Here is a 26,099-nt window from a genome sequence, read left to right on the forward strand (position 1 = left end):
GGAGCGGGCGTCAGAGGATGATCTGCTCGCCGCCGGACGCCTCCAGACGGGCGATGGCGGTACGGACCGCCGCCACGAAGGTGTCGTAGACGGGGGTCGTGCTGGTCGCGCGGCCCGCGATGGTGTTCACGGTGAACATCGACTTGCGCAGCTCGGTCGTGATCTCCAGCTGGGCGCCCTTGCCGAGCAGGGTCCGGTTGCAGATGTTCGCCGGGTCGACGCCCGCCAGGTCCGGCTCGGTCGAGCCGTCGATGGTCTGGAACCCGGCGGCGCGCAGCGCGTCGTGCAGATACGTCTTGAAGGTGCCGCTGAGCCCGCCGACCACGACCGCCTCGGGGCGGGTGCTGGGCGCCCCGGCCTGGGTGGCGGTGCAGCCGTGCAGGCTGAGCACGTTGAGGTTGGCGGCGGCGATGGACAGGGCCACCTTGTCGTCGCAGTTCTTCGACGTGACGTGCAGCTCGCTGTTGTTGGTGGAGCGGATCGCCTCGAACATCCAGTAGTCGTAGGCCGCGCCGCCCTTGGCCGCGAGCGTGGCCGGGTCGTATCCGGCGATGCCCAGACAGAGCTCGGAGGTACCGCCCTCGATGCCGCCGCCGTGCAGCGCGAGGACAGCCGTACGGCCGTACCGGACGGTCGTCTTCTGGTCGCTGTCGAGCTGCTCGTGGCGCTTGTAGCGTCTGGCGAAGTCGGTGCCCTCCTTTCCGGCGAGGCGGGTGTAGAGGTCGGTGTTGGAGTCGTAGAGGTCGTTGGCGCCGGTGGCGTGGGCGGCGCTCGCGCCGAGCCCGCTCATCAGCGGACCGGCGACGGTGGCGGTGGCGAGGGCGGTGAGGACCGTACGACGGCTGGTAGTAGTCATGGACGCAATGATCCCTGCGCCGTACGGGTGGACTCCCGCAGGGTCGCTTTCCGGCCGTATCAGCGCACTTCGGCCGGTCCGCCCGGCTCCGGCTCCGGCTTCTGCTCCCGCTCCGGTTCCGGCTCCCGCTGCCGTATCAGGAACGGCTCCAGGAGCCCCGGGACCGCCTCCGCCGCGAAGGCCAGCCCCTCGGACTCGGCGGCGTCCCGGACCGAGTACGCACCGGCTCCTGCGGCCGTCGTGGCGGTCAGGGTGAGGAGCCCCGCGCGGCGCTGGAAGACGGACTGCTTGACCGTCCAGCCGATGACGCCGCCGCGCTGGAGGGCGACGGTGGACCGGCGGACCGTGCCGGAACGGGCCACCAGATAGGCGCCGTTGACGCCGTGCCCCAGGTTCCGGTACGCGTCGAGGGCGAGGGCGAGCGCGAGCGGCACGCCCAGCACCGCGACCCCCGCCGCCCCGTAGAGCAGCACCGGGGTGAGCAGCGCTCCGAGCAGCGCCAGGAGCGCCACCGGGAGCAGGACGGCGAGCAGGGCCCACCGCACCCGGCGGGCCCGGGCCGCGCGCGGATGCGCGGTCAGGGCGGCTCCGGTCGGGGCGGCCGGTTCGCGCAGCACCCGGGCGGCCACCTCGGCGGCGAGCGCCCGGGGCGCGGGCGGCAGCAGGGTGTTGTGGTCGCCGTGCTCGTCGTCCTCGCTCCGGGCGAGTCCCGTGGCGATCGCGTCGAGCCGGGCGGCGCCGCAGAGCCGGATGCCCAGCGGCTCGACCAGTTCGACTCCGCGCAGTCTGCGCTCCTCGATGGAGAGGGAGCGGGAGGTGAACAGGCCCCGGCGCACCCGCAGGGTGCCGCCCGGCTCCCGCTCCAGGCGGTAGTTCCACCACATCTCGACCCAGAGTCCGAGCGCGCCTGCCACGCCCACCACCAGCGCCAGGGCGGCCACGGCGAGGACGATCCAGCCGAGCGGGGTGTCGTGGAAGCGGTCCCCCGCCCAGTCCAGCACCTCGTCCTGGACACCCAACCAGTCGCTGATCTGCATCAGTCCGCCGAGCGCGGCCCCGGCGAGGGCCGGGGCCACGAACGACACCGGCGCGTACCGGATCCAGGACGGGTCCAGCGCCGCCAGCTCGCCCGTGCGGTCGGCGCCGTCGGGCCCGGGCGCCGCACGGGCGAGCAGCACCCGGCGCAGCCGCTCGCCCTCGGCGCGGGTGACGGGGTCCAGTTCGAGGGTGGACTCGCCGCCACTGTGCTCACCGGTGCCGATCCTGACCTTGACCAGGCCGAGGACGCGCAGCAGCGGGTTGGCGGTGAGGTCGACGCTGCGGATCCGCTCGCGGGCCAGCGAGCGGCGCTTCACCAGGAGCAGCCCGGAGCGCAGTTCGGCCCGCTCGGGGCCGATCCGGTACCGGGTGCGGCGCCAGCCCACGTATCCGGCCAGGGCGCCGCCGCCGAGCGGGACCCCCAGCCAGCCGAGGAGCACGGCGACGGCCCAGCCGCCCGAGGCCCGGCCCAGCATGGCGAGGGCCGTGGGCAGCCCGGCGCCCACGGCGAGCCCCGCGCCGAGGGCGGTGAAGACGAGCACCCGCCGCCGGTCCAGCCGCAGCCAGGCGTCGGCCGGGACGGAGGCGTCGGCCGGGACGGAGGCGTCGGCGGGGACGGGGGCGTCGGCCGAAGCGGGGGCGCCCGGCCCGCCGGGGCTCATGTGGCGTCCCCCGGGGTGGCTCCCGTGATCCTCGTCAGCCGTTCGGCGAGCTCCGCCGCCACCTCGTGGTGCAGGCCGGTGATCCTCAGGGCGCCCTTGGCGGAGGCGGTGGTGACGGTGACCGTGGCCAGCGCGAACGACCGCTCCAGCGGGCCGCGCACGGTGTCCACGGTCTGGATCCGGGACATGGGCGCGATCCGCGACTCGCGCCAGAAGTACCCCGTCCGTACGTACACCGCGTCGTCGGTGACCTCCCAGCGGTGCACCCGGTACCACCACGGGGGCAGCAGGACGGCGCAGAGCGCGCCCAGGGCCGCGAGCCCGGCCGCCGCCGCGAGCAGCCACGGCCGGGCGGGGGCGATGAGCGCGCCGAGGACGGCGAGGACCACCACCGGCGCCGCGGTCAGCCCCAGCCACTGGGCACGCCACCAGCCGACGGCCGCCGGGTCCAGCGCGTTCCTCGGCGGTCTCAGCACCGCCCCCTGCCCCGCCATGGGCTCACCGGCCCCGCAGCGCCCGGTACTTGGCGACCAGGGCCTTGCTGGACCCGTCCAGGCCCGGTACGTCCTCCCCCTCGGTCAGCGCGGGCTCGACGCGCTTGGCGAGGACCTTGCCCAGCTCCACGCCCCACTGGTCGAAGGAGTCGATGTTCCAGATCGCGCCCTGGACGAACACCTTGTGCTCGTACAGCGCGATGAGCTGGCCGAGGACCGACGGTGTGAGCTCGCGGGCCAGGATGGTGGTGGTGGGGTGGTTGCCGCGGAAGGTCTTGTGCGGCACCAGCTCCTCGGCCACGCCCTCCGCCCGTACCTCCTCGGGGGTCTTGCCGAAGGCCAGGGCCTGCGTCTGGGCGAAGAAGTTGGCCATCAGCAGGTCGTGCTGGGCGACCAGGCCCGGCAGGAGGTCGGCGACCGGCTCGGCGAAGCCGATGAAGTCGGCCGGGATGACCTTGGTGCCCTGGTGGATCAACTGGTAGTAGGCGTGCTGGCCGTTGGTGCCCGGGGTGCCCCAGACGACCGGGCCGGTCTGCCAGTCGACCGGGTTGCCGTCGCGGTCCACCGACTTGCCGTTGGACTCCATGTCGAGCTGCTGGAGGTAGGCCGTGAACTTCGACAGGTAGTGGCTGTAGGGCAGCACCGCGTGCGACTGGGCGTCGAAGAACGCCCCGTACCAGACGCCGAGCAGACCGAGCAGGAGCGGCGCGTTGGCCTCGGCGGGCGCGGTGCGGAAGTGCTCGTCGACCAGGTGGAAGCCGTCCAGCATCTCGCGGAAGCGGTCCGGTCCGATCGCGATCATCAGCGAGAGGCCGATCGCGGAGTCGAACGAGTAGCGCCCGCCGACCCAGTCCCAGAACTCGAACATGTTGGCCGTGTCGATGCCGAAGCCCGCGACCTTGCCGGCGTTGGTGGACAGCGCCACGAAGTGCTTCGCGACCGCTTCCTGATCAGCCCTCAGCTCCGTGAGGAGCCAGTCGCGCGCCGAGGTGGCGTTGGTGATCGTCTCGATGGTGGTGAAGGTCTTGGACGCGATGATGAACAGCGTCTCGGCCGCGTCCAGGTCGCGCACCGCCTCGTGGAGGTCGGCGCCGTCCACGTTGGAGACGAAACGGACCGTCAGGTCCCGGTCGGTGAAGGAGCGCAGCGCCTCGTACGCCATCGCCGGACCGAGGTCGGATCCGCCGATGCCGATGTTGACGACGTTCCTGATGCGCTTGCCGGTGTGGCCGGTCCACTCGCCCGAGCGGACGCGGTCGGCGAAGGCCGCCATCTTGTCCAGGACGGCGTGCACGCCCGGCACCACGTCCTCGCCGTCGACCTCGACGACCGTGCCGCGTGGGGCGCGCAGCGCGGTGTGCAGCACCGCGCGGTCCTCGGTCGTGTTGATCTTCTCCCCGCGGAACATGGCGTCCCGCAGCCCCGCCACGTCGGCCGCGGCGGCCAGCTCGCGCAGCAGCCGCAGGGTCTCGTCGGTGACGAGGTGCTTGGAGTAGTCGAGGTACAGGTCGCCGACCGTCAGGGTGTACCCGGTGCCGCGGCCGGGGTCGGCGGCGAACAGCTCACGCAGATGGGTGTCCCCCAACTGCTCGCGGTGCTTGCCCAGCGCGGTCCACTCGGGCATCCGGTTGAGCCTGGTACGGCCTTCTGCGTTCATCTGTGACATCAGCCCACTTCCTCGTACTCGCGTACGTACCTGCCCCGCTGCCCCTCCAACCTAGTTGATCAGGACGTAAGGGCAGGAATCAGAGCGGCCACGGCGGCCAGGAACAATCCGGACGCCACCAGGGCGGGCGTGTTGAGCCCCCAGGAGGAGGCCGCGGCCCCGCCAAGGAGCGCGCCCAGCGGCGCTCCCGCCACGGCGAGCGTGCGAAAGGCCGCGCCGGCGCGTCCCAGCATGGCCTGCGGGGTGCGCTCCTGCACCAGGGTCACCTGGTTGACGTTCCACACCATTCCCATCAGGCCGAACACCGCCATTGCCGCGATCGATACCCACAGTTCCCGTATGGACCCGATCGCCGCCAGGCACACCGTCTGGACCGCTCCCGCAAGCAGCACGCTCCCCAGCCGGCCCAGCCGGCGCGCAAGCCCCGTGGTGAGCAGACCGCCGGCGACGCTGCCCGCCCCATAGGCCGCGATCGCCGCCGCGTAGCCGCCGTGGCCCGCGTGGAGCCAGCCGGTGATGTGCAGGACCAGGGTGGCGACGAGCGCGCCCACCCCTGTGTTGCAGAGCGTCGTGGCCACGCAGAGCACACGCAGGCTCCGCTCGCCCCACAGCGCGCGCAGCCCCTCGGCCGTCTCACCGCGCAGGGTGGAGCCGGGCTTGCGGGCCGCCCGCTCGGGGGCCGCCGTGCGCAGCGAGGCCACCAGCGCCGCCGCCAGGGCGAAGGTGAGCGCGTCCGCCACGTACGGCACGCCGTCGCCCGCCGTCAGGAGCAGGGGCACCAGGGGCGCGGCGAGGAAGCCTCCGGCCAGCTGCTGGCCGGTCATCAGCCGGGCGTTGGCACGCCCGAGCGCGGACTGCGGCACCAGCGAGGGCAGCAGGGCCGTCGCCGCGTTGTCGAAGAGCGTCTCCAGGGTGGTGAGCGCGAAGGCGAGGGCGATCAGCAGGGCTATGGAGGCGTGCCCCAGGACCACGGCGGCGGCGAAGGCGGCCATGAGCACCCCGCGCACCAGGTCGACCGCCCACATCGCCCGGCGCTGGTCCACCCGGTCCGCGAGGGCGCCGCCGAGCAGTCCGAAGAGCAGCCAGGGCAGGAAACCGCTCGCGGTGACCAGCGCGACCAGCATCGGGTCGGTGGTGAGTGAGGCCGCGAGCAGCGGCAGCGCGGCGGCGCGCAGCGAGTCGCCGAACCGGGAGACGATCGCGGCCGACCACAGCCGCCCGAATCCCCCGCGCCACGCGGGCCCCTCGGCCACCGCGCCGGCGGTGCTCTGTAGTGTCGCCACAACTCCCCCAGGTGATCGGCTGATTCACACGGTAGGGGGAGCCACTGACAATCGGCGCCGACCTGCGGAAATACCGAAGGGCCCGGCACGCGAACCAGGTTCGCCCGCCGGGCCCTTCGCCGTCAGATCTCGCCGCGGAGCTTGGCGAGCGCCTCCGCGAGGATCGCCTCGCCGTCCGCGTCGCTGCGCCGCTCCCGCACGTAGGCGAGGTGGGTCTTGTACGGTTCCGTGCGCGGCGGGTCCGGGGGGTTGTCCCGGTCCTGGCCGGCCGGGAAGCCGCAGCGCGGGCAGTCCCACGTCTCCGGAACCTGTGCGTCACTGGCGAAGCTCGGCTGCGTCTCGTGCCCGTTCGAGCACCAGAAGGAGATGCGCAGGCGCGGCGCGGACTCGCCGCGCTCGGCCTCACCCATCGGCCCCGCTCCGACCCGGCTTCCCCGGATCGCGTTGCCACTTGCCACGGTCGTAACTCCCTGCGTGATGGTGCTCGAAGATGCCCCAGTCTACGTAAGGCCCAACGCGCGTCCAGCGATTGTGGTTACACCCGCCCCGGAACGCGGAGACGACAGATCAGTTGTCCAGCTTCATCAGGAGACCAAGAACGACAATGCTCGCGAACCACAGCAGACCGACCACGACGGTGATGCGGTCGAGGTTGCGCTCGGCGACCGAGGAACCGCCGACGGACGACTGCATTCCACCACCGAACATGTCGGAGAGGCCGCCGCCCTTTCCCTTGTGCATCAGCACCAGCAGCATCAGCAGCAGGCTGAAGACGATCAGGGCAATCGAGAACCCGACAATCACGGCTGGACCAACTTCCTAGGACTGATATGGCGACGGGGGCCGGGGGGACGTATTCCATAATCCCGAGCCCGACCCCCGCAAGGGTACGACGGATCCGCGCTACCGCATACTCACTGGTCGCGGAAGCGGACGATCTTGACGAACTCGTCCGCGTCCAGTGCAGCGCCGCCCACGAGGGCGCCGTCGACGTCCGGCTGCGCCATGATCGCGGCCACGTTCGAGGCCTTGACCGAGCCGCCGTACTGGATGCGGACCTTGTCGGCCAGCTCCTGCGAGTAGAGCTCCGCGAGGCGGCCGCGGATGGCCCCGCAGACCTCCTGGGCGTCCTCGGGCGTGGCGACCTCGCCGGTGCCGATGGCCCACACCGGCTCGTACGCGATCACCACGGACTCGGCCTGCTCGGCCGGGACGTCCTTGAGGCCGCCGTCCAGCTGGGCCAGCGTGTAGGAGACCTGGTCACCGGCCTTGCGGACGTCCAGGCCCTCGCCGACGCAGAGGATCGGGGTCAGACCGTGCTTGAAGGCGGCCTTGACCTTGGCGTTGCAGAGCTCGTCGCTCTCGTTGTGGTACTGGCGGCGCTCGGAGTGGCCGACGGCCACATAGGTGCACTTCAGCTTGGCCAGCATCGGGCCCGAGATCTCGCCGGTGTAGGCACCGGAGTCCTGCGCCGAGATGTCCTGGGCGCCGTACTTGATCTTGAGCTTGTCGCCGTCGACCAGGGTCTGGACCGACCGCAGGTCCACGAAGGGCGGCAGGACCGCGACCTCGACGGCGTCGTAGTCCTTGTCGGCCAGGGCGAAGGCGAGCTTCTGGACGTGCGCGATGGCCTCAAGGTGGTTGAGGTTCATCTTCCAGTTGCCGGCCATCAGCGGCATACGCGTGGTCACGGTGTTCAGTCCTCCAGTGCGGCAAGGCCGGGAAGGGTCTTGCCCTCAAGGTATTCGAGGCTCGCGCCGCCGCCGGTCGAGATGTGACCGAAGGCGTTCTCGTCGAAGCCGAGGGTGCGCACGGCGGCGGCCGAGTCGCCGCCGCCCACGACGGTGAAGCCGTCGCAGTTGAGCAGCGCCCGCGCGATCGCCTGGGTGCCGCCCGCGTAGTCGGGGTGCTCGAAGACGCCGACCGGGCCGTTCCAGAAGACGGTCTCCGCGTCCGCGATCTTCGACGCGTACAGCTCACGGGTCCTGGGGCCGATGTCCAGGCCCTCCTTGTCGGCGGGGATCTTGTCCGCGTCGACGGTGACGAAGTCGGCCGGGGCCTTGGTCTTCAGGTCCGGGAAGTCGGAGGAGGCCAGGATGTCGACCGGCAGGACCAGCTCGACGCCGCTCTTCTCGGCGCGCTCCATGTACTCCGTGACGACCGGGATCTGGTCCTCCTGGAGCAGCGAGATCCCGACCTCGTGGCCCTGGGCCTTGAGGAAGGTGTACGCCATGCCGCCGCCGATGAGGATGCGGTCGGCCTTGGCGAGCAGCTGGTCGATGACGGCGAGCTTGTCGGAGACCTTGGCGCCGCCGAGGACGACCACGTACGGGCGCTTGACGTCGTCGGTGAGCTTCTTCAGGACGCCGACCTCGGTGGCGATGAGGAAGCCGGCCGCGTGCGGCAGCCGCGCGGGGAGGTCGAAGACCGAGGCGTGCTTGCGGTGCACCGCGCCGAAGCCGTCGCCCACGTAGAGGTCGGCGAGCTCGGCCAGCTGATCGGCGAAGGCGCCGCGCTCGGCGTCGTCCTTGCTCGTCTCACCGGCGTTGAAGCGCAGGTTCTCCAGGACGGCGACCTGGCCGTCGGCCAGCGCCGCGACGGTCTCCTTGGCGGAGTCGCCCACGGTGTCGGTGGCGAACGCGACGTCCGCGCCCAGCAGTTCCCCGAGCCGCTTCGCCGCCGGGGCGAGCGAGAAGGCCGGGTCGGGGGCGCCCTTGGGGCGGCCCAGGTGCGAGGCGACGACCACGCGCGCGCCGGCCTCGGCGAGCTGGTGGATCGTCGGCTGGACGGCGCGGATGCGGCCGTCGTCGGTGATGGCGGTGCCGTCGAGCGGCACGTTGAGGTCGGCGCGGACGAATACCCGCTTACCGGAGACGCCCTCGGCGAGAAGTTCGTCGATCGTCTTCATGTGTTTCTGCGACTCCTTGGAGAAGGACGAGGCAAGCGACAGGGCTCGTGCGGCGCATCGTCGCGCTGCCCGAGCCCTGTGCTCACATCGATTTGCCTGCCCTGAGACCTATCAGACTTAGAGCTGGCCGCCCACGAAGACGGTGAGGTCGACGAGGCGGTTCGAGTAGCCCCACTCATTGTCGTACCAGCCGAGGATCTTCACCGACTTGCCCTCCTGGACCATGGTCAGGGAGGAGTCGAAGGTGCAGGAGGCCGGCTCGCCGACGATGTCGGAGGACACGATGGCGTCCTCCGTGTACTCCAGGATGCCCTGGAGCTCGCCCTCGGCGGCCTTCTTGAACGCGGCGTTGACCTCGTCCTTGGTCACCTCGCGCTCCAGCTCCACGACGAGGTCGGTGGCCGAGCCGGTCGGGACCGGGACGCGCATCGCGATGCCGTCGAGCTTGCCCTTGAGCTTGGGCAGCACCAGCGCGGTGGCCTTGGCGGCACCGGTCGTGGTGGGGATGATGTTCTCGGCGGCGGCGCGGGCGCGGCGCAGGTCCGAGTGCGGGAAGTCCAGGATGCGCTGGTCGTTCGTGTACGCGTGGACCGTCGTCATCAGACCCTTGACGATGCCGAAGCTCTCGTCGAGGACCTTGGCCATCGGCGCCACGCAGTTGGTGGTGCAGGAGGCGTTGGAGATGACGTGGTGGTTGGCCGCGTCGTACTTGTCCTGGTTGACGCCCATCACGATGGTGATGTCCTCGTCCTTGGCCGGAGCCGAGATGAGGACCTTCTTGGCGCCACCGGCGATGTGCTTCTCGGCGTCGGCCTTCTTGGTGAAGATGCCGGTCGACTCGATGACGATGTCGACGCCCAGCTGACCCCAGGGGATGTCGGCCGGGTTGCGCTCGGAGAGCACCTTGATGGTGTGGCCGTCCACGGTGATCGTGTCCGCCGTGTGCGTCACCTCGGCCTTGAGGCGGCCCAGAATGGTGTCGTACTTCAGCAGGTGGGCGGTGGTCGCGGTGTCACCCAGGTCGTTGACAGCCACGATCTCGATGTCAGCACCCTGCTCCAGCAGCGCGCGGAAGTAGTTGCGCCCGATGCGGCCAAAGCCGTTGATGCCTACGCGGATCGTCACGAACCGATCTCCTCGTTAGGTACGCCGGTTTTCGACGCCGGCGAGTTGTATGGGATGTCCCCGACCGCTTATGACCCTACCTCTCCCGGAGCCGTGGAGTGACATCGAGCGCACTCCCGCGAGCTGCCACGACGGCCCGGACATGGCCGACGGCCCATACCTACCAACGGGTAAGGGCCGCCGGGGGGACTTTCGTCCCGACTACGGAGCGTGATGGGCGGGCGAGGGGCACCCCCGTGGTCTCAGCACGCGGGTGCCCGGTCCGCTCCGGTTCAGTCCCGCAGGGAGCGGAGCGCCCTGCCGATCACGTTCCTGCGGTCGGCGGCCGACGGCACGTGCTCCAGACCGAAGCCGAGCAGCACGGTGTCGTGGGTGGTGACGGCCGCCTGGGAGTGGAAGAGCGCCTGGGAGCGGGCCCAGTCGCCGGCGTTGCCGGGGCTGCCGGCCGGCGGTCCCGGCACGCTCCACGCGCCGAGCGCCGTCTCGAAGCCCTCGGCGCCCTGGGCGGTACCGCCGATGACCAGGCGCGTGTCGTCGACGAAGGCGCCCACCCCTCCGGTGCCGGGGTCCGACACATAGGAGAGGGACAGCTCGACCCGCTTGCCCGCGTAGGCGCTCAGGTCGACCGAGACCGGCTGCCAGCCGTTGGAGGAGCCGGTGAACCGGTTCCAGGCGCCGGAGGTGCCGCTCGCCGCGCAGGCGTTCGGGCCCACGGTCAGGTAGTGCGCCAGGAACGGGTGCCCCTGGACGTAGTAGCCCTGTTCGCACTGGGCGGGCACCGTCTGGCTGGTGCCGCCGTTGGCGTCCGGCAGGGTCGTCCAGTCCTCCTGCCCCACGGTGTGCGCCTCGACGATCACGTTGTCGAAGCCGGGCTCGGTGTCGTAGCTGAGCTGGAACCGCAGGCTCGGCCGGTCGGCCGCCGCCGTGCCGCTCAGATCGACGGTCCTGGACAGCCTCATATAGGCGCTGTCCTGGTGCCGGGCCGCCGCGAACCAGTCGCCCGCGGCCGGCTCGAACGGGGTGCGGATGCCCGGGTAGGTGCCCGCGGCGGCGCTCTTGAACTGCGGGAACCGGTCGGGCTTGAGGGTGTCCGAGGTGATCGTGTACGCCCCGGCCAGGTCCAGCGGGTTGTCGCTCGCGTCACCCAGCGCCGCCTTGGCGCCCGCCAGGCGGCCGGCGCCCTCGAAGGCCGGCGGCGACTTCAGGCCGACGCGGTTGTAGGCGCCGAGGTAGTACTGGGCGAAGTCGTCGGAGTCGGCGCCGCCGAGGTCGACCGTGCCGCCCGCGTTCTCACCGGCGTTGACGAGCCGGCCGCCCTCGTTGAGGAAGTCGCGCACGGCCAGGGTGACCGCGGCGGTGGGCCGCTCGGCGCCCGTGTACCAGACGGCCGTCCGGAAGAGGCTGAGCACGCCGAGCGCGCTCGGGGTGCCCTGGGTGGCCACGTCCCAGACCGAGGCCCTGCGGCCGTTGTCGGCAAGGGCCTTGGTGTACGCCCCGACGTGCCGCGCGGGCGCGGTGCCGCCCTCCTCCGCGATCACCAGCGTGTCACCCCGGGGCCGGGCGGCCACGGTGTAGGTGAAGGGCGTGCTGGAGGTCCGCTTGCCCGCCCGGGTGCGCCCGGTGAACCAGACCTCCACCTTGGAGCCGGTGTCCGCGCCCTCGACGGTGGCCCGGTACTGGTCGAAGTGGATGTTGTCCTCGCCGCCGTAGACGTCGCCGCCCTTCCAGGCCCTGAGGTCCTCGGTGTGCCTGCGGCCGCCGTCGATGCGGTAGTTGAGCTTCTTGTCGCGCACCGACCGGCGTACGGTGACGGCGACTTCCTGGTCCTCCCCGCGGGCGTAGGAGGTGGTGAAGGCGTCCGGGGTGAAGTCGGGGGCGTCGATGCCGACCGGGGAGACCGGCTGGTCGGGGTGGCGCGCGGTGTCGGCGACGGCCAGCGCGAACGGGATGTTCTTGGCGAACTCCTGCTGGATCAGCTTCTCGTCGTCGGGGAAGTTGAAGACCGACTGGCAGTCGCCCGGCTTCCACTGGTCGTCGGGGTCGATCCGGGAGGCCGTCTGGCAGGTCGACATCTCCGGGGTGAACATATGGATCCCGTTGACGTTCCCCGCGTGTCCGTCCGCCTCGCCGTTGGTGGTGTACAGCTCGGAGGAGAGCTGGGAGCGGTAGCCGGGTATCGCGGGCTTGTCGGGCGTGCCCGCGAGTGACCTGTAGAGGACGTCGTCCGGGGTCGGGGTGGCGACCTGCCAGCCCACGCCGTACAGCAGCAGCTGGGCCGCGGAGTGGTAGTTGATGGCGTAGGAGAACCCGATCCGCTTCTCGAAGGCGTCCAGCGCCCTGGTCTCCGGCTCGGAGCCGGCCGAGGGGCCGCGGTAGGTCTCGTCGGCGGGGTCGGGTGAGGAGCCCTCGTTGTCGTAGCCCCACTTGTACGGGAAGTTGCGGTTGGGGTCGACGCCGTCGCCCGGCGCGGTCTTCCCGTCGCCGTTGTTGTCGCGCAGGTTCTTGCGCCACAGCCGCTGCTGGGTGCCGGTGAAGGTGTAGTCGTACCCGTCGGGGTTGGCGGACAGGACGAACCACAGCTCGGTGGAGTCCACGATCTTGGTGATCCGCGGGTCCTTGCCGTAGTTGTCGAGGTAGTGGTGCATCAGCCGCCGGGTCATCTCCGGGGTGATCCACTCCCGCGCGTGCTGGTTGGACATGTACAGCACGGAGGGCTTGGAGCCGTCCTTGGCCCGGTTCGCGCCCTTGGTGAGCTTGAGCGCGAGGATGTCCTGGCCCTTGACCGTCTTGCCGATCGACTCGACCTTGGTGAGGCCGGGGTGGGCGCGCTGGGTGTCGACGATCTCCTGCCGCAGCCCGTTCGCCCCGCTGTAGGGGCGGAAGACGCCGTCCCCCTGAGCCTTGAGGCGCTTCTCGGTCGCCGTCGCCAGCTTGTGCTCGGCGAGGTCGACGCCCTGCCCGCGCAGCGTGCCGGCCTGTTTCCTGGTGAGGTAGAGCTCGACCTTGGCGGTCCCCCTGGCGGGTACCTGGGCGGTCAGTTCCTGGCCGTCCGCGCCCTGCGCGAGCAGGAGCGGCAGCTGCGCCTTGGTGACGTCGGCGTACCAGACGGACAGTCCTTCGCCGGTGCCGCCGGTGCCGCCGCCCTGACCGGCGTAGGCCGGTACCGCCGCCAGACCGGCTGTGAGCAGTGAAGCCGCGGCGAGGATCGCTCTCGCTCTGCGTCTCATTGGCCCCCCTTGCTGTTGTGTGCCACGAAAGTGGACAGACGACAGGCTCATGACACTTCATGATCATGTCAATAGCGCGCGAGAGAGGGGGAACCGGAACCGGCGCCCACCAAGTGGGCGCCGTTCACGCAAGGGTGAGGCCTGGGTGCGCCGGCGGTACGAGAGCGGGGCCGACGCCAAGCGGAGGGGCGCTCCCCCGATCACCCGACCAGGCCGTCCGCCATCTCCTCGGTCAGATTGGACTCGGTACCGGGGATGCCCAGATCCTGCGCCCGCTTGTCCGCCATGGCCAGCAGCCGGCGGATCCGGCCCGCGACCGCGTCCTTGGTCAGCGGCGGGTCGGCGAGCGCGCCGAGCTCCTCCAGGGAGGCCTGCTTGTGCTCCATGCGCAGCCGCCCAGCGGCGGCCAGGTGCTCCGGCACCTCCTCGCCCAGGATCTCCAGGGCGCGCTGCACCCGGGCCCCGGCGGCGACGGCGGCCCGCGCCGAGCGGCGCAGATTGGCGTCGTCGAAGTTGGCCAGGCGGTTGGCGGTGGCCCGGACCTCGCGGCGCATCCGCCGCTCCTCCCAGGCGAGCACCGACTCGTGCGCCCCGAGACGGGTGAGCAGGGCGCCGATGGCGTCCCCGTCGCGGACCACCACACGGTCCACCCCGCGCACCTCGCGGGCCTTGGCGGCGATCTGGAGCCGGCGGGCCGCGCCGACCAGCGCGAGGGCCGCCTCCGGGCCCGGGCAGGTCACCTCCAGGGAGGAGGAGCGGCCCGGCTCGGTGAGCGAGCCGTGGGCGAGGAAGGCCCCGCGCCAGGCCGCCTCGGCGTCACAGGTGGCCCCCGAGACCACCTGGGGCGGCAGACCCCGGATGGGGCGGCCCCGGCCGTCGACGAGGCCGGTCTGGCGCGCCAGCTGATCGCCGCCCGCCACCACCCGTACGACGAAGCGCGAGCCTCGGCGCAGTCCGCCCGGAGCCATCACGATCAGCTCGGAGCTGTGGCCGAAGATCTCCAGGATGTCCCGCTTGAGGCGGCGGGCCGCCATCGCGGTGTCCAGCTCCGCCTCGATCACGATGCGGCCGCTGACCAGGTGGAGGCCGCCGGCGAACCGCAGGATCGACGAGACCTCCGCCTTTCTGCAGCAGGTCCGGGTGACGGGAAGCCGGGAGATCTCATCCTTCACCGCTGCCGTCATCGCCATGGGCCGATCCTTCCATGCATCCGAAAAATACGGTCGTACGCGGCTGCCAACAGCTCCCGGTCATGCCTGGGGGACCCGTCGGGCGCGGCGACCGCCGCCAGCTCGACCACGGCGCCGAGCTGCTTGGCGGCGTCGGCGAGGGATTCGCGGTCGGGCACGGCGGCCACGTCGGCCAGCACCACGTCCAGGGCGAGTTTAGGGGCGTGTCGTCCCAAAACCTCCAAATGACGCTGCGGAGAGAAGCCATCGGTTTCGCCGGGCTGGGGCGCCAGGTTCAGCGAGAGCACCTTGCGGGCCTTGGTCACCGTGAGCGCGTCGAGCAGCTCGGGCACCAGCAGATGGGGAATCACCGAGGAGAACCAGGACCCCGGTCCCAGCACCACCCAGTCGGCGTCCAGGACGGCCTCCACCGCCTCCGGGACCGCCGGCGGGTCGTGCGGTACCAGGTTGACGGACTGCACCTCGCCCGGGGTGAGCGCCACCGTGGCCTGGCCCCGGACCGTGTCCACGTCGTCGGGGCGGTCCGGGTCGTGGCCGCGCACCAGCGCCTGGAGCTCCAGCGGGACGGCCGACATCGGCAGCACCCTGCCGTGCGCCCCCAGGAGCTTGCCGACCAGGTCGAGCGCCTGGACGTGGTCGCCCAGCTGCTCCCACAGGGCGACGATCAGGAGATTGCCGACGGCGTGCTCGTGCAGCTCGCCCTGGGACTGGAAGCGGTGCTGGATGACCCGGGCCCAGGTCTGGCCCCAGTCGTCGTCGCCGCAGAGCGCCGCCAGGGCCTTGCGCAGATCGCCCGGGGGCAGCACGCCCAGCTCCTCGCGGAGCCGGCCGCTGGAGCCGCCGTCGTCGGCCACGGTGACGACGGCGGTCAGGTCGCCGGTGATCCGGCGCAGCGCCGCGAGCGACGCGGAGAGGCCCATGCCGCCGCCGAGGGCGACGACCTTGGGCTGGGCGCCACGCCCACGGCCGGTGCGGCGCACCGGCCCGCGCGTGCGCCGTCGGTACACCTTCACTCGCGCCCCATGTCCCGGTGGACGACGACGGTCTCGATTCCCTCGGAGGCGAGACGGGCGGCCAGCTTCTCGGACATCGCCACCGAGCGGTGCTTGCCGCCGGTGCAGCCGACGGCGACCGTGACGTAGCGCTTGCCCTCGCGGCGGTAGCCGGTGGCGATCAGCTGGAGCAGTTCGCTGTACCGGTCGAGGAACTCCTTGGCGCCGGGCTGGTTGAAGACGTAACCGGACACCTCCTCGTTCAGGCCCGTGTACGGGCGCAGCTCCGGCACCCAGTGCGGGTTCGGCAGGAAGCGGCAGTCCACCACCAGGTCGGCGTCGACCGGCAGGCCGTACTTGTAGCCGAACGACATCACCGTGGCGCGCAGCTCCGGCTCCTCGTCCCCGGCGAACTGGGCGTCCATCTTGGCGCGCAGCTCGTGGACGTTGAGGCTGGAGGTGTCGATCACCAGGTCGGCGTCGCCGCGCAGCTCGCGCAGCAGGTCGCGCTCGGCCGCGATGCCGTCGACGATCCGGCCGTCACCCTGGAGGGGGTGCGGGCGGCGGACCGACTCGAAGCGGCGCACCAGCGCGTCGTCCGAGGACTCCAGGAAGACGATCCGCCGGGTGACCTGCTTGGAGTCCAGGTCGGCCAGCGACTCGCGGAGGTTGTCGAAGAACTGGCGGCCGCGCACGTCCACGACGACGGCGATACGGGCCACATTGCCCTGGGAGCGGGCGCCGAGCTCCACCATGGTGGGGATCAGCTCGGGCGGCAGGTTGTCGACGACGAACCAGCCGAGGTCCTCCAGGCACTTGGCGGCGGTGCTGCGTCCGGCGCCGGACATGCCGGAGATGATCACCAGCTCGGGGATGGCCGGTTCGGCGGCGTCGTTCGTCGTGCCCGTACTCACGTGTGCGGCTCCTGCTTCTGCGTCTGTTCGGTCGTGCTCAGTCATGTCGCGGCTCCCCCGTCGTCCTCTTCAATGATCTCTCCTGTCGCCGTGTTCACGGCGGGTGCGGCCGGAGCCGCCCGGGTCAGGGCCGCGGCCACGGTCTCGGCCGTCTTGCGGCCTATCCCGGGAACTTCACAGATCTGCTCGATTGTCGCCGACCGCAGCCGCTTCACCGAGCCGAAATGCTTGATCAGCGCCTGTTTGCGGGACTCGCCCAGGCCCGGCACGTCGTCCAGGGGGCTCGCCTTGAACCGCTTGGTCCGCTTGACCCGCTGGTAGGTGATGGCGAACCGGTGGGCCTCGTCACGCACGCGCTGGAGCAGATACAGCCCCTCGCTGGAGCGCGGCAGGACGACCGGGTCGTCGTCGTCCGGCAGCCAGACCTCCTCCAGGCGCTTGGCGAGCCCGCAGACGGCCACGTCGTCCATCCCGAGCTCGTCCAGGGCCCGCTTGGCGGCGGCCACCTGCGGCTGCCCGCCGTCGACCACCACGAGCTGGGGCGGGTAGGCGAACCGCTTGGGCCGGCCGTCCTCGGTGCGCGGCCCGGCCTCCGCCGGGGCCTCACCGGGCGCCGGGACCTCACCGGAGGGAGCCGGTCCGGCCGCGCCCTCCTCGCCGTCCGCCCACTCCCCCAGCCGGGCGCTCTCGGCCAGGTACCGCTTGAAGCGGCGGGTGATCACCTCGTGCATGGACCGGACGTCGTCCTGGCCCTCGAAGCCCTTGATCTGGAAGCGCCGGTACTCGCTCTTCCTCGCCAGGCCGTCCTCGAAGACGACCATGGAGGCCACCACGTCCTCGCCCTGGAGGTGGGAGATGTCGAAGCACTCGATCCGCAGCGGCGCGCTGTCCAGCTCCAGGGCCTGCGCGATCTCCTCCAGGGCCCGGGAGCGGGTGGTCAGGTCCGAGGCGCGCTTGGTCTTGTGCAGCGCCAGGGCCTGTTGCGCGTTGCGCGCGACCGTCGCCATCAGGTCCTTCTTGTCACCGCGCTGCGGGATGCGCAGCGACACCTGCGACCCGCGCCGCCCCGCGAGCCACGCCCCCACCGAATCGGCGTCCTCCGGCAGGGCCGGGACCAGCACCTCCTTCGGTACGGAGTCGCCGGTCTCCTCCCCGTACAGCTGCTGGAGGGCATGCTCCACCAGTCCGGCCGTGTCCACCGCCTCGACCTTGTCGGTGACCCAGCCGCGCTGGCCGCGGACCCGGCCGCCGCGCACATGGAAGATCTGCACGGCCGCCTCCAGCTCGTCCTCGGCGACCGCGATCAGGTCCGCGTCCGTGGCGTCGGCGAAGACCACCGCGTTCTTCTCCAGGGCGCGGCGCAGCGCCCCGATGTCGTCGCGCAGCCGCGCGGCCCGCTCGTACTCCATCTCCTCGGCCGCCGCCGCCATGTCCTTCTCCAGGCGGCGGATGTACGTACCGGTGCGCCCGGCCATGAAGTCGCAGAAGTCCTCGGCGAGTTCGCGGTGCTCCTCGGGCGTGACCCGGCCGACGCAGGGGGCCGCGCACTTGCCGATGTAGCCGAGCAGGCAGGGACGGCCGATCTGGGTGGAGCGCTTGAACACCCCGGCGGAGCACGTCCGCACCGGGAAGACGCGGAGCATCAGGTCGACGGTCTCGCGGATCGCCCACGCGTGCGCGTACGGGCCGAAGTAGCGCACGCCCTTCTTCTTGGCGCCGCGCATCACCTGGACCCTCGGGAACTGTTCGTTGAGGGTGACCGCGAGATACGGATAGCTCTTGTCGTCGCGGTACTTGACGTTGAAGCGGGGGTCGAACTCCTTGATCCACGAATATTCGAGCTGGAGCGCCTCGACCTCCGTGGAGACGACCGTCCACTCCACCGACGCCGCCGTGGTGACCATCGTCGCCGTACGCGGGTGCAGGCTCGTGAGCGGCTGGAAGTAGTTCGCGAGCCGCTGGCGCAGGGACTTGGCCTTGCCGACGTAGATCACCCGGCGGTGGTCGTCCCGGAACTTGTAGACCCCCGGCGAGTCGGGGATCTGTCCCGGCTTGGGGCGGTAGGTGGAGGGGTCTGCCATGGCCACCACCCTACTGGCGGGGACCGACAACGCGGTTTCACGGGACGCGGCCCTCGTCGGGGACGCGGGGAGCCGGGTGGCTCCGGGGGCCGTGGGGCGCCGTGTGACCGGCCGCGTACGGTCCGCGGCCGGTCACACGGTCCGCCGAGGCCCTACGCCGGGCCCGCCCCCCGCCTGCGGCGGCGCAGCGCCACCGCGCCCAGCCCCGCCGCCGCGAGCGCGCCCGCGCCGGCGGTCACCGAGACGGCCGTGGCCGGGCCGTCGTGGCCCGCTGGGACGGGCGAGGCGGCCACCGCCTGGCCCCGGGCCTCCCCGGGGCTCTGCCCGTACCCTCCGGCTCTGCCGGACTTCGCGTACGCGGAGCCGGGCAGCTTGTCGCCGTAGGCCCGCTGGACGCGCTGCCGGTAGGCGGCCAGCGTGGTGCCCCGGGCACCGACGGCGCGCACCGCGTCCTCGTCCAGCGGGAGCACGGTGGCACCTTTCTGGACGTACCAGGCGTTGATCTGCGGCTCCTGGAAGACCGTGCCGCCCGGCAGCCGGCTCGCGCCCGCCGCGGTGTAGCGGGCCTCGTCGTCACCGGTGGCGATGTTCACCACCTGCCAGCCACCTCCCTGCGGGACCGCCCACAGGGAGGCCTTCCGGCCGTCCGGGGCGACGGCCGTGGAGGCGAGGTACTCCACCTTCGCCACCGGCGCCCCCGCCCGCCCCGCGACGAATTCCGGGGAGAGCGTGTAGACGGGCACCGCGTCGCCCTGGATGCGCGGGGCGGCGGCGGCCGGGGACACCTTGCCGTCCCGGGCGAAGAAGCGGGAGAGCGTGGCGAGGGTCGCGGGCGCCGAGGCCGCCCGGTGGGCGGCGGCCCTGGAGGCGGCCGTCGCGGTGGGGTTCTGGTCGGCCGCCGCGCCCGGGGCGCAGAGACCGGCGAGACCGGTGAGCAGCGCCGCGACGGCGGCGCAGGAGGAGGACAGACGTCGCAGGGTCATCGTCGTCACGCCCCGATCCGGTAGAGCGAGTGGGTCCAGGAGAACGAGTTGTTGTCGACGTACCAGGCGTGCGAGGCCCAGTTGTAGCGGTTGCTGGAGGGCCAGGGGTCGCCCCAGTACACCCAGCTGTTCGCGGTGTCGTACCCGTAGATCACATGCATGTGACCGCCGCCGCTGGACCACTGGATGCGGGTCTCCATCGGCCGGTTGGCGTTGATCTCGGTCTGTACGGTCGAGTAGCGCAGCCAGCCGCTGACGTACGAGCCGGAGCTGATTCCGGCCCAGTCCAGGGCGTTCTGCACATTGCCGAGGTCGGCCTGCCAGTTGGGGCAGTCGTAGCCCTGCTGGCGCCCGAAGGCGGCGTTGCAGAACTGGTTCTGGGTGTAGGCGCGCCCGAACCAGGTGGCGATGGTGTTGCCACTGGCGGCCCAGCACCAGTTGTCCTTCTGCTGGGCCTGCATGGTGATGTCGAGGCGTTTGGACGTCGCCGCCGCCATGGGGGACGGCGAGTCGACGGCGGTACGGGTGGCGGCTGTGGTCGTGGACGTGGCGGCTGCGGCGGGGGTGTGCTCGTGCGGGGATGCGACGGCGCTCGCCGTGGGGGCGACGAGCAGGGCCGTCACCACGAGGGCGAGGGCCGGAAGCCGTCTCTTGCGGTTGTGCATCGCGTTCCTCCCGAAGCGGGGGGTGTGGGGATCGGAGGAGCGCGTCCGGACGCTTTCGGTGAGCATCGAACGTTGTCGTGAGCTGGTCAACGCGCTTCAATGCGGGGTGAGACGCGGGTGTGAACGGAGTGGCCGCCATGTGAACAGGCCTTCCGTGCCCACCAGGCCACCCGGGTCCCGCGGCGACCTGTGACCACCCCCCGCCGTGAACGTTCACTGCGCGGCCCGAAGTCCCCTGACCGGCGGCGCGGTTGAACCAGGTCCGTACGGCCGCCCCGGTGGCCGGACCGGACCCGTACGGCCACCCCCCACCGGATCCGAAGCAGTCCCGAGGGAGTCCCCCATGCTCCACACCGATGCCGATCTGGCCCAGGTGCTGCACACCGGCCCGTTCCATCTGGCCCTGCGCACCGCCCTCGCGGTCCGCGGGCTTCCGCTCCAGCGCGTCCAGCACCATCTCGCGGGGCGCGGGGTCAAGGTCGGCGTGACCAGCCTCAGTTACTGGCAGCAGGGCGCCCGGCGGCCGCAGCGTGCCGAGTCGCTGCGGGCCGTGCGCGCCCTGGAGGACGTCCTCGGGCTGCCGGAGCGCTCGCTGCTGCGGCTGCTCGACGGCGGGGAGGGCCGCGACGGGGCGGACCGCCCGGCGGGCCGCTCCTACCGCTCGCTGGTGGAGGCCTCCGGAGTCGTCGAACGGCTGATCACGGACCTGGAGTCACCCGTGGACGGTGGCCTGCACACCGTCGGCCACCATGAGCGGGTACGTGTCGGGGCGGGCCGCGAACTGCTCGGCCGCGACTCCCAGCAGGTGGTGCGGGCCCACCGGGACGGCATCGACCGCTATCTCGCCATCCACCACGGCGACCCCGGCTGCGACCCGTCCCGGGTGCGGGTGCGGGCCGCCGAGAACTGCCGCACCGGCCGGGTGCGCTGGGACGCCGGGACCGGTGTCCTGGTGGCCGAGCTGCTCTTCGACGCCCGGCTGCGGGCCGGCGAGACGTACCTCTTCGGCTACGGCTTCGAGGACGGCACGGCAGGCCCGAGCAGCGAGTACGTCCGCGGCTTCAGCTTCGCGGGCGGGCAGTACGTGCTCCAGGTGCGCTTCGACGAGCGGGCGCTGCCGGTACGGTGCCGCCGCTTCGCCCGGTCCTCGGCCGGCTCGGCCCGCTCGGACCGGGGCGACCTGACGCTCAGCGGGCAGCACCGGACAGTCCACCTGATCGAGCAGGGGGTGCGGCCGGGGATCCTGGGGATCGACTGGGACTGGGCGTAGACGCGACGGCAGTCCCTGCCTGTCGACCGTCAGGCGTCGGGACCGGCCACCAGCTTGCCGTCCTTCACCTTCACCGGGACGGGCGGCAGCGGCACGGTCGCCGGGCCGTGGACCGCCCGGCCGGTCATGACGTCGAAGCGGCTGCCGTGGCAGGGGCAGTTCCCGTGCCCGTCCTCGATCTTGTCCAGGACGCAGCCCGCGTGGGTGCACTGGGCGCTGAACGCCTTGTACTCGCCCTTGGCCGGGCAGGACACCATCAGCCGCTGCTCGCGGTAGAGCTTGGCCCCGCCCACCGGGACCTCCTCGGGCGCGCCCAGGGCGACCGGCGCGGTCGGGGTCGGCGTCTCGGCGTGGCCGAGCTTGGAGTCGGTGGAGCAGGCGGCCACACCCAGCCCCGCGGCCCCGGCGAGGGCCGCGCCTTTCAGCACGGTGCGACGGGCGGCGGGCTGGCCGGACATGGGGTCTCCACGGGTCATGGGGGGTTGGTGACGTATCCGACGATACCGGCGGGGACGGTGGGGCCAGGGGTGGGGTGGTGCCGAGCCGGTGCGGGGCCGGGTGGGTGTACGTTCGGCCACGTGATCGTCGTCGCCGGAGAAGCCCTCATCGACCTGGTCCCCGAGCAGCCCGGTGACCGGCTGGGCCCCCTGTCGCCCCGGCGCGGCGGCGGCCCCTACAACACGGCCGTCGCCCTGGGGCGGCTCGGCGCCGAGGCGGCCTTCTGCTCCCGCGTGTCCACGGACGGCTTCGGCGAGGCCCTGCTCGACGGGTTGCACGCCGCCGGTGTCGACACCTCGCTGGTCCAGCGCGGCCCCGAGCCGACGACGCTGGCGGTGGCGACGGTCGGGGCGGACGGGGGCGCCGGGTACGGCTTCTACGCCTCCGGCACCGCTGACCGCCTCTTCGAGCTGCCACCCGACCTCCCCTCCGGCGTACGGGCGCTGGCGTTCGGCACGTGTTCGCTGGTCCTGGAGCCCGGGGCCAGCGCGTACGAGGCGCTGCTGCGGCGGGAGTCGGGGCGGGGCCTGTTCACCCTGCTCGACCCGAACATCCGTCCCGGCCTGGTCCCGGATCCGGACGCCTACCGGGCCCGCTTCCGCTCCTGGCTGCCGTACGTCTCCCTGCTGAAGCTCTCCGAGGAGGACGCGGCGTGGCTGGGCGGCGGGGTGCGCGAGTGGCTGGCGGCGGGGCCGGAGGCGGTGGTGCTGACGCGGGGCGCGGGGGGCCTGACGGTGTGGACCCGCTCCGGGAAGGAGGTCTCCGTCCCCGGCGAGCGCGTCGAGGTGGTGGACACGATCGGGGCGGGGGACACGGTGAACGCGGCGCTGCTGCATACGGTGGCGGGGCGGTTGCCGCTGTCCGCGGCCGGGTGGCGTTCGGCGCTGGCCTACGCGGCGCATGCGGCGGCGCTGACGTGCGGGAAGCGGGGGGCGCAGCCGCCGTACGCGGCTGCGCTGCGAGCCCCTGCCCCGCCCCTTACCTGAACCCTCCGGGGGTGGGCGGGGGGGGGGAGGAGGCTCGTTCCCCTGGGCTTCGCCCCCGGCCCGGGTTCGTCTGCGGACCGGGCTGGGTTGCTCGCGCAGTTCCCCGCGTCCCGGTAGCGGCGCCGCTACCGGGACGCGGGGAACTGGGCGACCAGCTGCGGACGACCCGCACACGAACGAACCCGGGGGCCGGGGCGGGGCCCCCGGGCTGGGAGCATCAGGCCTTGCGGGAACGGGCGGTCGCCTTCTTGGGGGCCGCCTTCTTCGCCGCGGCCTTCTTCGCCGGTGTCCGCTTCGCCGCCCGCCGCACAGGCGCCGGCTCCGCGTCACTGATCCGGTCCGCCCCCAGAATGTCCCGCAGGAACTTCCCGGTGTGGCTCGCCGCCACGGACGCGACCTGCTCCGGCGTCCCCTCGGCGATCACCAGACCACCGCCGCTGCCGCCCTCGGGCCCCATGTCGACGACCCAGTCCGCCGTCTTGATGACGTCGAGGTTGTGCTCGATGACGATCACCGAGTTCCCCTTGTCGACGAGCCCCGACAGGACCTTGATCAGCTTCGAGATGTCCTCGAAGTGGAGGCCGGTCGTCGGCTCGTCCAGCACGTACACCGTCCGGCCGGTGGACCGCTTCTGGAGCTCGGAGGCCAGCTTCACGCGCTGCGCCTCACCGCCCGAGAGCGTCGGCGCCGACTGGCCGAGCCGGACGTACCCCAGCCCCACCTCGTTCAGCGTCCTCAGGTGACGGGCGATCGTCGGCACCGCCTCGAAGAACTCCAGCGCCTCCTCGATCGGCATGTCGAGGACTTCCGCGATGGACTTGCCCTTGTAGTGGACCTCCAGCGTCTCCCGGTTGTAGCGCGCCCCGTGGCAGACCTCGCACGGCACGTACACGTCCGGCAGGAAGTTCATCTCGATCTTGATGGTGCCGTCGCCCGAGCAGTTCTCGCAGCGGCCGCCCTTGACGTTGAAGGAGAAGCGGCCCGGGAGGTAGCCCCGCACCTTCGCCTCCATCGTCTCCGCGAACAGCTTGCGCACGTTGTCGAAGACACCGGTGTACGTCGCCGGGTTCGACCGGGGCGTACGGCCGATGGGCGACTGGTCGACATGGACGACCTTGTCGACCAGGTCGTCGCCCGCCACGCGCGTGTGCCGCCCGGGCACGGTCCGCGCGCCGTTGAGCTCCCGTGCGAGATGGGTGTAGAGGATGTCGTTGACCAGGGTCGACTTGCCGGAGCCGGAGACACCGGTGACCGCGGTCAGCACGCCCAGCGGGAACGAGACGTCGATGTCCCGGAGGTTGTTCTCCTTGGCCCCGTGCACGGTGAGCCTGCGCGAGGGGTCCACGGGACGGCGCAGGTCCGGCAGCGGGATGGACTTCTTGCCCGCCAGGTACTGCCCGGTCATCGACTCCTTGTTGGCGAGGAGCTGCTTCAGGGGGCCGCTGTGGACGACCTTGCCGCCGTGCTCACCGGCGCCGGGGCCGATGTCGACGACCCAGTCCGCCACCTTGATGGTGTCCTCGTCGTGCTCGACGACGATCAGGGTGTTGCCCATGTCGCGCAGCCGGACCAGGGTCTCGATCAGACGGTGGTTGTCCCGCTGGTGCAGACCGATCGAGGGCTCGTCCAGCACGTAGAGCACACCGACGAGGCCGGAGCCGATCTGGGTGGCGAGGCGGATGCGCTGGGCCTCACCGCCCGACAGCGTCCCGGCGGCGCGGTTGAGTGAGAGATAGTCGAGGCCGACGTCGACGAGGAAGCGCAGCCGCTCGTTGACCTCCTTCAGGACGCGCTCGGCGATCTTCTTGTCGCGCGCGTTGAGCTTGAGCTCGCCCAGGAAGTCGGCGCAGTCGCTGATCGACATCGCGGAGACCTCGGCGATGGAGCGGTCCATCACGGTGACCGCGAGGACCAGCGGCTTCAGTCGCGAGCCCTGGCAGGTCGGGCAGGGGACCTCGCGCATATAGCCCTCGAAGCGCTCCCGCGCCCCGTCGGACTCGGCCTCGGAGTGGCGCCGCTTGACGAACGGCACCGCGCCCTCGAAGGCGGTGGTGTACGCCCGCTCCCGTCCGTACCGGTTGCGGTAGCGCACCTCGATCTGGGTCTTGTGGCCGTACAGCAGCGCCTTCCTGGCGCGCTGCGGCAGCCCCGCCCAGGGGATGTCCGTACGGAAGCCGAGCTCGTCGGCGAGGGCGCCGACCAGCCGGGCGAAGTAGTCCTTGGTGTGGCCGAGCGACCACGGGGAGATGGCGCCCTCGTCGAGTGACTTCTCCTCGTCCGGGATGATCAGGTCGGGGTCGACCTCCATGCGCGTACCGATGCCGGTGCAGTCGGGGCAGGCGCCGAAGGGCGAGTTGAAGGAGAAGGAGCGCGGCTCCAGCTCCTCGAAGGACAGGTCGTCGTACGGGCAGTACAGATGCTCCGAGTACATCCGCTCGCGCTCGGGGTCGTCGGCCGCCAGGTCGACGAAGTCGAGCACCACCATGCCGCCGGACAGGCCGAGCGCGGTCTCCACCGAGTCGGTGAGGCGGCGCTTGGCGGAGTCCTTCACGGTGAGGCGGTCGATGACCACCTCGATGGTGTGCTTCTCCTGCTTCTTGAGCTTGGGCGGCTCGGAGAGCTGGATCGTCTCGCCGTCCACGCGCGCGCGGCTGTAGCCCTTGGTCTGGAGGTCGGCGAAGAGGTCGACGAACTCACCCTTGCGCTCGCGCACCAGCGGCGAGAGCACCTGGAAGCGGCTGCCCTCGGGCAGCTCCAGCACCCTGTCGACGATGGCCTGCGGGGACTGGCGGGTGATCGGCCGACGGCACTCGGGGCAGTGCGGCTTGCCGATGCGCGCGAAGAGTAGACGCAGGTAGTCGTAGACCTCGGTGATGGTGCCGACCGTCGAGCGCGGGTTGCGCGAGGTCGACTTCTGGTCGATGGAGACCGCGGGCGACAGACCTTCGATGAAGTCGACGTCCGGCTTGTCCATCTGGCCGAGGAACTGGCGGGCGTAGGAGGAGAGCGACTCGACGTAGCGGCGCTGCCCCTCGGCGAAGATCGTGTCGAACGCGAGGGACGACTTGCCCGACCCCGAGAGCCCGGTGAAGACGATGAGGGAGTCGCGCGGGAGGTCGAGCGAGACGTTCTTGAGATTGTGCTCGCGCGCGCCACGGACGATGAGACGGTCGGCCACGCCGGTCCGCACCTTTCTTGAAGAGAAGCAGGGGGCGGAGCCCCCGTCTCAGACTATGGGGGGTCGCCTGGGCGATGGATTGC

General features: G+C 71.7%; 21 protein-coding genes. 2 read left to right on the plus strand and 19 right to left on the minus strand.

The window, feature by feature from the left end:
• Positions 1 to 10: 10 nt before the first annotated feature.
• The 17 genes from ACZ4MU_RS10750 to ACZ4MU_RS10830 form a co-directional block, all read right to left on the minus strand.
• Positions 11 to 856, minus strand: a complete 846-nt coding sequence (locus ACZ4MU_RS10750; RefSeq protein ID WP_467873800.1) for a poly-gamma-glutamate hydrolase family protein — start codon at positions 854 to 856, stop codon at positions 11 to 13.
• A 59-nt stretch (positions 857 to 915) separates the two neighbouring features.
• Complete coding sequence (locus tag ACZ4MU_RS10755) at positions 916 to 2,556, minus strand: PH domain-containing protein (RefSeq protein ID WP_467873802.1); 1,641 nt, start codon at positions 2,554 to 2,556, stop codon at positions 916 to 918.
• Positions 2,553 to 3,050, minus strand: a complete 498-nt coding sequence (locus ACZ4MU_RS10760; protein ID WP_467873805.1) for a PH domain-containing protein — start codon at positions 3,048 to 3,050, stop codon at positions 2,553 to 2,555. The genes ACZ4MU_RS10755 and ACZ4MU_RS10760 overlap by 4 nt, the downstream gene beginning before the upstream one ends.
• A 4-nt stretch (positions 3,051 to 3,054) precedes the next feature.
• Positions 3,055 to 4,707, minus strand: a complete 1,653-nt coding sequence (pgi, locus tag ACZ4MU_RS10765) for a glucose-6-phosphate isomerase (protein ID WP_467874624.1) — start codon at positions 4,705 to 4,707, stop codon at positions 3,055 to 3,057.
• A 68-nt stretch (positions 4,708 to 4,775) separates the two neighbouring features.
• On the minus strand, positions 4,776 to 5,999 hold the full coding sequence (locus ACZ4MU_RS10770) for an MFS transporter (RefSeq protein ID WP_467873807.1): 1,224 nt from the start codon (positions 5,997 to 5,999) through the stop codon (positions 4,776 to 4,778).
• 122 nt (positions 6,000 to 6,121) lie between these two features.
• A complete protein-coding gene (locus ACZ4MU_RS10775) occupies positions 6,122 to 6,457 on the minus strand; it encodes an RNA polymerase-binding protein RbpA (RefSeq protein WP_003976875.1) in 336 nt (111 codons plus the stop codon).
• A gap of 109 nt (positions 6,458 to 6,566) precedes the next feature.
• Positions 6,567 to 6,803, minus strand: coding sequence for a preprotein translocase subunit SecG (gene secG / locus ACZ4MU_RS10780; RefSeq protein WP_190088918.1), 237 nt, complete (start codon positions 6,801 to 6,803; stop codon positions 6,567 to 6,569).
• 110 nt (positions 6,804 to 6,913) lie between these two features.
• A complete protein-coding gene (tpiA, locus tag ACZ4MU_RS10785; RefSeq protein ID WP_467873811.1) occupies positions 6,914 to 7,690 on the minus strand; it encodes a triose-phosphate isomerase in 777 nt (258 codons plus the stop codon).
• A gap of 5 nt (positions 7,691 to 7,695) precedes the next feature.
• Positions 7,696 to 8,907, minus strand: a complete 1,212-nt coding sequence (locus ACZ4MU_RS10790; protein ID WP_467873814.1) for a phosphoglycerate kinase — start codon at positions 8,905 to 8,907, stop codon at positions 7,696 to 7,698.
• A 117-nt stretch (positions 8,908 to 9,024) separates the two neighbouring features.
• Entirely contained in the window at positions 9,025 to 10,032 is a 1,008-nt protein-coding gene (gene gap, locus ACZ4MU_RS10795; protein ID WP_467873817.1) for a type I glyceraldehyde-3-phosphate dehydrogenase, read from the minus strand.
• A gap of 272 nt (positions 10,033 to 10,304) precedes the next feature.
• The gene (locus ACZ4MU_RS10800; RefSeq protein WP_467873819.1) at positions 10,305 to 13,259 is read right to left on the minus strand and encodes a M14 family metallopeptidase; all 2,955 of its coding nucleotides are present in this window, start codon (positions 13,257 to 13,259) and stop codon (positions 10,305 to 10,307) included.
• Between the two features lie 200 nt (positions 13,260 to 13,459).
• A complete protein-coding gene (gene whiA, locus ACZ4MU_RS10805) occupies positions 13,460 to 14,449 on the minus strand; it encodes a DNA-binding protein WhiA (RefSeq protein WP_101387789.1) in 990 nt (329 codons plus the stop codon).
• Positions 14,440 to 15,462, minus strand: a complete 1,023-nt coding sequence (locus ACZ4MU_RS10810; RefSeq protein WP_467873822.1) for a gluconeogenesis factor YvcK family protein — start codon at positions 15,460 to 15,462, stop codon at positions 14,440 to 14,442. Before ACZ4MU_RS10810 ends, whiA begins: the two co-directional genes overlap by 10 nt.
• Positions 15,459 to 16,400, minus strand: a complete 942-nt coding sequence (gene rapZ, locus ACZ4MU_RS10815) for an RNase adapter RapZ (protein ID WP_467873824.1) — start codon at positions 16,398 to 16,400, stop codon at positions 15,459 to 15,461. The genes ACZ4MU_RS10810 and rapZ overlap by 4 nt, the downstream gene beginning before the upstream one ends.
• Positions 16,397 to 18,436, minus strand: coding sequence for an excinuclease ABC subunit UvrC (uvrC, locus tag ACZ4MU_RS10820; protein ID WP_467873827.1), 2,040 nt, complete (start codon positions 18,434 to 18,436; stop codon positions 16,397 to 16,399). Before uvrC ends, rapZ begins: the two co-directional genes overlap by 4 nt.
• A gap of 152 nt (positions 18,437 to 18,588) precedes the next feature.
• On the minus strand, positions 18,589 to 19,419 hold the full coding sequence (locus ACZ4MU_RS10825; RefSeq protein ID WP_467874626.1) for a hypothetical protein: 831 nt from the start codon (positions 19,417 to 19,419) through the stop codon (positions 18,589 to 18,591).
• Positions 19,420 to 19,424: 5 nt separating this feature from the next.
• Positions 19,425 to 20,084 carry a papain-like cysteine protease family protein gene (locus ACZ4MU_RS10830; protein WP_467873830.1) on the minus strand — a complete coding sequence of 220 codons (660 nt, stop codon included), beginning with the start codon at positions 20,082 to 20,084 and terminating at the stop codon, positions 19,425 to 19,427.
• A gap of 343 nt (positions 20,085 to 20,427) precedes the next feature.
• On the opposite strand from ACZ4MU_RS10830, the gene ACZ4MU_RS10835 reads away from it, so the two are divergent.
• Positions 20,428 to 21,354 carry a hypothetical protein gene (locus tag ACZ4MU_RS10835; RefSeq protein WP_467873832.1) on the plus strand — a complete coding sequence of 309 codons (927 nt, stop codon included), beginning with the start codon at positions 20,428 to 20,430 and terminating at the stop codon, positions 21,352 to 21,354.
• Between the two features lie 29 nt (positions 21,355 to 21,383).
• On the opposite strand, the gene ACZ4MU_RS10840 is transcribed toward ACZ4MU_RS10835, so the two are convergent.
• The gene (locus ACZ4MU_RS10840) at positions 21,384 to 21,812 is read right to left on the minus strand and encodes a Rieske (2Fe-2S) protein (protein WP_467874627.1); all 429 of its coding nucleotides are present in this window, start codon (positions 21,810 to 21,812) and stop codon (positions 21,384 to 21,386) included.
• A 120-nt stretch (positions 21,813 to 21,932) separates the two neighbouring features.
• On the opposite strand from ACZ4MU_RS10840, the gene ACZ4MU_RS10845 reads away from it, so the two are divergent.
• Positions 21,933 to 22,838 carry a carbohydrate kinase family protein gene (locus ACZ4MU_RS10845; protein WP_467873835.1) on the plus strand — a complete coding sequence of 302 codons (906 nt, stop codon included), beginning with the start codon at positions 21,933 to 21,935 and terminating at the stop codon, positions 22,836 to 22,838.
• Between the two features lie 217 nt (positions 22,839 to 23,055).
• Here ACZ4MU_RS10845 and uvrA read toward each other — a convergent pair whose 3' ends face one another.
• Positions 23,056 to 26,016 (minus strand): excinuclease ABC subunit UvrA, encoded by a 2,961-nt coding sequence (uvrA, locus tag ACZ4MU_RS10850; RefSeq protein WP_467873837.1) that lies wholly within the window; start codon positions 26,014 to 26,016, stop codon positions 23,056 to 23,058.
• Positions 26,017 to 26,099: the final 83 nt, after the last annotated feature.

The sequence above is a fragment of the Streptomyces sp. NPDC026377 genome (assembly GCF_055567715.1).

Bases quoted from the DNA above. Each gene is read 5' to 3' on its own strand.
- ACZ4MU_RS10750 (WP_467873800.1), bottom strand. From the start codon at position 856: ATGACTACTACCAGCCGTCGTACGGTCCTCACCGCCCTCGCCACCGCC.
- ACZ4MU_RS10790 (WP_467873814.1), bottom strand. From the start codon at position 8,907: ATGAAGACGATCGACGAACTTCTCGCCGAGGGCGTCTCCGGTAAGCGG.
- ACZ4MU_RS10840 (WP_467874627.1), bottom strand. From the start codon at position 21,812: ATGTCCGGCCAGCCCGCCGCCCGTCGCACCGTGCTGAAAGGCGCGGCC.
- ACZ4MU_RS10760 (WP_467873805.1), bottom strand. From the start codon at position 3,050: ATGGCGGGGCAGGGGGCGGTGCTGAGACCGCCGAGGAACGCGCTGGAC.
- ACZ4MU_RS10800 (WP_467873819.1), bottom strand. From the start codon at position 13,259: ATGAGACGCAGAGCGAGAGCGATCCTCGCCGCGGCTTCACTGCTCACA.
- ACZ4MU_RS10755 (WP_467873802.1), bottom strand. From the start codon at position 2,556: ATGAGCCCCGGCGGGCCGGGCGCCCCCGCTTCGGCCGACGCCCCCGTC.
- whiA (WP_101387789.1), bottom strand. From the start codon at position 14,449: ATGGCGATGACGGCAGCGGTGAAGGATGAGATCTCCCGGCTTCCCGTC.
- rapZ (WP_467873824.1), bottom strand. From the start codon at position 16,400: ATGACTGAGCACGACCGAACAGACGCAGAAGCAGGAGCCGCACACGTG.
- pgi (WP_467874624.1), bottom strand. From the start codon at position 4,707: ATGAACGCAGAAGGCCGTACCAGGCTCAACCGGATGCCCGAGTGGACC.
- ACZ4MU_RS10825 (WP_467874626.1), bottom strand. From the start codon at position 19,419: ATGACCCTGCGACGTCTGTCCTCCTCCTGCGCCGCCGTCGCGGCGCTG.
- ACZ4MU_RS10835 (WP_467873832.1), top strand. From the start codon at position 20,428: ATGCTCCACACCGATGCCGATCTGGCCCAGGTGCTGCACACCGGCCCG.
- ACZ4MU_RS10830 (WP_467873830.1), bottom strand. From the start codon at position 20,084: ATGCACAACCGCAAGAGACGGCTTCCGGCCCTCGCCCTCGTGGTGACG.
- uvrC (WP_467873827.1), bottom strand. From the start codon at position 18,436: ATGGCAGACCCCTCCACCTACCGCCCCAAGCCGGGACAGATCCCCGAC.